This is a genomic window from Mitsuaria sp. TWR114 (assembly GCF_007997345.1).
Genome location: NZ_VOSR01000928.1, coordinates 1 through 1864 on the forward strand (window position 1 = coordinate 1; position 1864 = coordinate 1864).

Consider the following 1864-nt stretch of genomic DNA (forward strand, 5'->3'; position numbering starts at 1 on the left):
CTCGACCAGCCTCGCCAGCGCCAGCGTCACGAGGTCCTGCGCGAAGGCGCTGGCCGCCGCGCCGATGGCGAGCGCGAGCACCGCCACGGACAGGCTGGATCGGAGCCCGACACGCGGCAGCCAGCGTCCGGCGACGCCGCCCAGCGTCGCGCCGCAGACCTCCAGCAGCGAGGTCAGCGCGGCCATGGCCGCCAGCCCGAGCTGGAGCTCGCGCGCGATCGGCGGCGAGAGCGCCGCCAGCTTGCCCAGCTGGGCCGCGGCGAACACGCCGCAGAGGTAGTACAGCAGAATCCTCACTTCGGCCCTCCCGTGCCGATCCGGTCGACGCGAGGCGTGTCGACCTCCGTTTCCCTCGATGGCGACGGGGTGCGCGCGCTGGACGTGACCGCCTCGCCACGGCTCAATGACTTTCCGGTGCCTGTGCCATGAATGAATCGCCGCTGTTGTCTTGCGATGCTCGTCAGCTCGGCCGCAGCCTGCGGCTGTGGCGTTCGCTGCGCCGAATGAAGCAAGGCGCGGTCGCGGCCGAGATGCGCGTCTCGCAGACGACCGTGTCGCGCTGGGAATCGGGCCTGGCGGCGCCGTCGCTGGAGGAGCAGCAGGCGCTGCGCCGGTTGATGGCCGCGCGGCTGGACAGCGCGGCCGACTTCGAGCTCGGCCGCCTCGTCGAACGCGCGCCGGTGCCGGTGCACCTGATCTGCGACCTGAGCCACCGGCTGCTGGCGATGTCCCGCGCGCGGGAGCGGCACTGCCGACTGCCGCGCGCCGAACTGATCGGCCGCGCGTTGTGGTGCTACGCCACGCCCGAGATCGTGGCGCAGGAAGCCCGGCTGGACGCGCTGGGCTGGTACGAGCCGGCGCCCGGCGCGGTGGAGTTCGAGACCGGCGCGGCCACCGAGCAGGACATGCCCATCCTCCGGAGCCGGATGCGATGGGTGCGCTTCCAGCTGTCCGACGGCAGCTTCGTGCGGTTGGCCGAGACGGTCGCCGAGGACGATGCCGCCATCGATGCGGGGCGCGCGGGGGCGGCGGCGCCCGGCGTGCGGAGCGAGGCGCCGCGCGGGTGACTGGGGGAACGGTTGAGCCTGCGGTCGTGCGTGCGGCTGGGTGAGCGGTCGGGTGAGCGGTCGGGCAGGGCGGCGTGACGAGGGCATGGCCGCCACGCTACGGCCCCGGCCGGCGGGCGTCCACGAATAAAAGATTCAGCGCGGCAGCAACCGCAGGCGAAGGGGCGTGGCCGGGCGCAGCGTGATGTTGAGCACCGGCTCGGGCGCGGGCGCCCCGGGCACGGACGCGAGGCGATACCGCTGCAGCACCATCGCGGCGATCAGCGTGATCTCCATCAGCGCGAAGTGGCTGCCCAGGCACACCCGGGGCCCGGCGCCGAAGGGCATCCAGGCGCCGCGCGGGATCTCGCGATGGCCGGCCGCCGGATCGAAGCGCTCCGGGCGGAAGGATTCCGGCTCGTCGAACCAGCGCGGGTCGCGCTGGATCAGGCCGGGTGTCAGGCGCAGCATCGCCCCGCGCGGCAGCCGCAGGCCGGCGATGTCCAGCGGCTGCGTGGTCCGGCGCGAGAACAGCGCCGGCGCCGGCGGGAACAGCCGCAGCGTCTCCTTGATGCACAGGCTCAGCCAGGGCAGCCGCGTCAGGTCCGCCGCCCCAGGCTCACGACCGCCGAGCACCGCGTCCACCTCGTCGGCCGCGCGCCGCTGGGCGTCGGGGTGGGCGGCCATGCACCAGCCCCACCAGGTCAGCGCGGCGGCGCTGGTCTCATGGCCGGCCAGGAAGGTCGTCATGCATTCGTCGCGCAGGGCGGTGTCGTCGAGTGGCGCGCCGTGCTCGTCGCGCAGCGCCATCAGCATCG

General features: G+C 74.0%; 3 protein-coding genes. 1 reads left to right on the forward strand and 2 read right to left on the reverse strand.

The annotated features are described in order from the left end of the window. On the reverse strand, positions 1 to 297 hold a 297-nt coding region (locus FUT87_RS25945), incomplete at its 3' end, for a hypothetical protein (RefSeq protein WP_404935451.1). Positions 298 to 425: 128 nt separating this feature from the next. Between FUT87_RS25945 and FUT87_RS25950 the strand changes: the two genes are divergently transcribed. Then, positions 426 to 1067 (forward strand): helix-turn-helix transcriptional regulator, encoded by a 642-nt coding sequence (locus FUT87_RS25950; protein ID WP_147242847.1) that lies wholly within the window; start codon positions 426 to 428, stop codon positions 1065 to 1067. Between the two features lie 135 nt (positions 1068 to 1202). On the opposite strand, the gene FUT87_RS25955 is transcribed toward FUT87_RS25950, so the two are convergent. Next, the coding region (locus FUT87_RS25955) for a cytochrome P450 (protein ID WP_147242848.1) at positions 1203 to 1864 on the reverse strand (662 nt) is incomplete at its 5' end.

Excerpts from the sequence above, each read along its gene's own strand:
- FUT87_RS25950 (WP_147242847.1), top strand. The coding sequence starts at position 426 with ATGAATGAATCGCCGCTGTTGTCTTGCGATGCTCGTCAGCTCGGCCGC.